A 3,457-nucleotide genomic window follows, 5' to 3' on the forward strand; every position below is an offset into this window, starting at 1 on the left:
GCCGCCGGGGCGGCCGCGACGCCGCCGCGGACGTCGGGGGCCGCGTACTCCGCCCACCCGCCGGCGGGGGTCAACACCGCGGCCACGGCCGCAGCGGCCTCGCCGTCGACGTCGGTGACGAGCACGGCCGCGCCTGCTCGCGCGTAGGCCTGCGCGACCGAGGCACCGATGCCGCTGCCGGCACCGGTCACGAGGGCGGATTTTCCGGTGAGTTCGAACATCAGTAGCTCCTGGGAAGGCCGAGGACGTGCTCGCCGAGGTAGTTGAGAACCATCTCCTGGCTGAGCGGGGCGATCTTGGTCAGGCGGGCTTCGCGGAAGTACCGGGCCACGTGGTACTCCTCCGAGTAGCCCATGCCGCCGTGGGTCTGCAGTGCGCGGTCCGCGGCCTGGAAACCGGCGTCGGCGCAGAGATATTTGGCCATGTTGGCCTCGCGGGCGCAGGGCTTCCCGTTGTCGTAGAGCCACGTCGCCTTGCGCAGGACGAGTTCCGCGGCGTCGAGTCGGGCCAGCGAATCGGCGAGTGGGAACTGCAGTCCCTGATTCATGCCGATGGGGCGGCCGAACACCTCACGTTCGTTGGCGTACTGGACGCCGCGGCGCAGGGCGGCCCGGCCGATGCCGAGGGCCTCCGATGCGACGAGCATGCGCTCCGGGTTGAGGCCGTCGAGGATGTACTTGAAGCCCTTGCCTTCCTCGCCGACGCGGTCCTCGACGGGGATCTCGAGGTTGTCGATGAACAATTCGTTCGACGTGACCGCGTTGCGCCCCATCTTCTTGATCGGGCGGATGTCGACCTTCGAGCGGTCCAGGTCGGTGAGGAACAGCGTCAGACCGTCCGTCTTCTTCTTCGCGTCCTCGAACTTCGTGGTGCGGGTGAGGAGAAGGATCTTCTCCGACTCCATCGCCTTGGAGATCCAGACCTTGCGGCCGTTGACGATGTACTTGTCGCCCTCACGCCGCGCGAAGGTGGTGATCCTGGTGGTGTCGAGGCCGGCGCCGGGCTCGGTGACACCGAAGCAGACGTGCAGGTCGCCGTCGACGATCCGCGGAAGGGTGCGCTGCTTGAGTTCCTCGGAGCCGTGCACGATCACCGGGTGCATTCCGAAGATCGACAGGTGCATCGAACTCGCGCCGTTCATGCCGGCGCCGGAAGCGGCGACTTCCTCCAGCAGGATCGAGGCCTCGGTGATTCCCATACCGTGCCCGCCGTACGCCTCGGGCGTGGTGATGCCGAGCCAGCCGCCCTTGGCGAACGCGTCGTAGAACTCGGTGGGGAACTCGTGCTCGCTGTCCTTCTCCACCCAGTACTGCTCGTCGAACTTGCCGGCCAGCTCTCGCACCGCATCTCGGATCGTCGCCTGATCCTCGGTCAGATCAAAGTCCACAGCACGTCCCGTCGTCGTTGGTTCCGTTTGGACTTAAGTTACTAAAGGACAGACCAAAAAGTCAACGGCAGATCACCCGGCGGCGGGCAGGAGGGGCAGATCCCGCGCCAGGCGCTCGTTCCACACGCCCGGGCCCCCGAACAACTTCTCGTCGAGCTTGGCGCGCTTGTAGTAGAGGTGCAGGTCGTGTTCCCACGTGTAGCCGATCGCGCCGTGCATCACGAGGGCGCTGTCAGCCGCCTGCACCGCATTTCGCGGCACCTGAGCCTTGGCGACCGCGGCGTGGATCGCACGGTCGGCGAGGCCGAGATCGACCGAGGCCGCGGCGTAGTAGGCGATGGAACGTCCCGCCTCGACGGAGACGAGAATGCCTGCCGCAGCGTGCTTCACAGCCTGGAACGACCCGATCGGGACGCCGAACTGGTGGCGTTGCTTGCTGTAATCCACCGCGAGCCGCAGCATGCGGTCCATCGCCCCGAGCGAGTCCGCGGCCACGAGCACGGCCGCCCGCAGTCCGGCGTCCTCGAGCGCGGTGGCCGCGTCGACGTCGAGGCGCTGTCCGGCGGCGTTGTCGAACCGGACGTCCGCGGCCGCACGGGACGGGTCGAGGAGGTGCCGCGGTTCGACCGCGACGCCGGGGTCGTCGACGCGCGCGAGGTACAGGGCGGCGGTTCCGTCGGGGTCCGTCGCGGGGACGACCAGTAGTTTTGCCCGTTCGGCGCCGAGCACCGTCGCGACGCGACCGGTCAGTGCGCCGGTCTCGTCGGCGCGCACCGAGTCGGCGACGCCGAACGGACGGGTCGCGTCGACGGCAACCGCGGCGAACCCACCTCCGGCCAGCACGTCGGAGGCGATGTCGGCGGGCAGCATGGGTGCCGCGAGAACCGACGCGGTCCAGGCACTCGCCGGAGCGGCGTACCGGCCCAGCGCCTCGGCAGTCAATGCCAGTTCGAGCAGACCACCGCCCTGACCACCGATTTTCTCGTCGAGACCGGCGGAGAACCAGCCCTCCTCGACGAATTTCTGTTCGAATTCGGCAGGATCTCCCGATTCACCCCACTTGCGGACATTCGCCGGAGCGGCGAACCGTCCGAGCCAGCCGTCGAGGGCTTCGGTGAACATTTCCTGCTCTTCTGACAGTTCCCAGCGCATACAACTGGTCCTCTCGATGAGACGAAGAATAGGCTGCAAGACAAGTGCAGCGAGAACCCAATGGTATATTAGGTCTGACCGTTAGACCAGAGAGGGCGGGGAGCCATGCCACCAGCCGTGCCGAACACCACCCGGAACGGACGTTCCTCCATTCAGTTGACACCGATGGAGGTACCGAAGGCGTCGGACGTCCTTGCCAACGAACTGCGCGAGCGCATTCTCAGCGGGGACTACGTCGAGGGCACACCGCTGCCACCGGAGCGCGAACTCGTCGTCCAGACGAAGATGAGCCGCACCACGGTGCGCGAGGCCCTGCGAATCCTCGAAGTACAGGGACTCGTCCGCATCAAGGCGGGCCGGGCCGGTGGCGCCTTCGTTCAGCGACCGGGTGAACAGTCCATGGCCGACACGGTGGCACTGCTCATCCGTGGTCGTCAGATCCGCCTCGCCGCACTGCTCGAGACCCGCGAGGCGATCGAACCGTTCTGCGCACAACTCGCCGCCCGCCATCGCACCGACGAGGATCTCGCCCGACTGGACGCCGCCAACGACGACATCGCCGGAGCAGGCGACAAACTCGACGACTTCCTTCAGGCGAACATCGATTGGCACGTCGCCGTCGCGAGCGCCAGCCACAACGAACTGTTGTCAGGTCTCATGATCTCGCTCTCGCGGGCCATCTACGCCGCGACCGAGAACGAAGGATTCATCGACGACAAGGTTCGCGAGATCACCGTCAAGGCGCACCGCTCGGTGACCAGGGCAATTCGCGAGAAGGACGCCGAGGCCGCGGTACGACGCATGAGCAGGCACGTCCACTCGTACGCCGAGTCGATCAAGGACTTCGAGCAGCGCACCGACATTCCCCTCGACGAATAGCTTTTCCGTCTTCCTGCTTCGACGACGAAGGCCCCACAC

4 protein-coding genes are annotated in these 3,457 nt (G+C 66.7%); 1 reads left to right on the forward strand and 3 read right to left on the reverse strand.

The features are described 5' to 3' along the window. The 3 genes from ACFTZB_RS44240 to ACFTZB_RS44250 all read right to left on the reverse strand — a co-directional run. The coding region (locus ACFTZB_RS44240) for an SDR family NAD(P)-dependent oxidoreductase (RefSeq protein ID WP_378442149.1) at positions 1 to 221 on the reverse strand (221 nt) is incomplete at its 3' end. Further along, the gene (locus ACFTZB_RS44245; protein WP_005250871.1) at positions 221 to 1,387 is read right to left on the reverse strand and encodes an acyl-CoA dehydrogenase family protein; all 1,167 of its coding nucleotides are present in this window, start codon (positions 1,385 to 1,387) and stop codon (positions 221 to 223) included. The genes ACFTZB_RS44240 and ACFTZB_RS44245, both read right to left, overlap by 1 nt. A gap of 72 nt (positions 1,388 to 1,459) precedes the next feature. Beyond that, positions 1,460 to 2,539 (reverse strand): acyl-CoA dehydrogenase family protein, encoded by a 1,080-nt coding sequence (locus ACFTZB_RS44250; protein ID WP_378442151.1) that lies wholly within the window; start codon positions 2,537 to 2,539, stop codon positions 1,460 to 1,462. 117 nt (positions 2,540 to 2,656) lie between these two features. Here ACFTZB_RS44250 and ACFTZB_RS44255 point away from each other — a divergent pair, with 117 nt between their 5' ends. Next, positions 2,657 to 3,418, forward strand: a complete 762-nt coding sequence (locus ACFTZB_RS44255; RefSeq protein WP_174705440.1) for a FadR/GntR family transcriptional regulator — start codon at positions 2,657 to 2,659, stop codon at positions 3,416 to 3,418. Positions 3,419 to 3,457 lie beyond the last annotated feature (39 nt).

The organism is Rhodococcus sp. NPDC057014 (genome assembly GCF_042673295.1).
In the GTDB taxonomy this organism is placed as follows: domain Bacteria; phylum Actinomycetota; class Actinomycetes; order Mycobacteriales; family Mycobacteriaceae; genus Rhodococcus_F.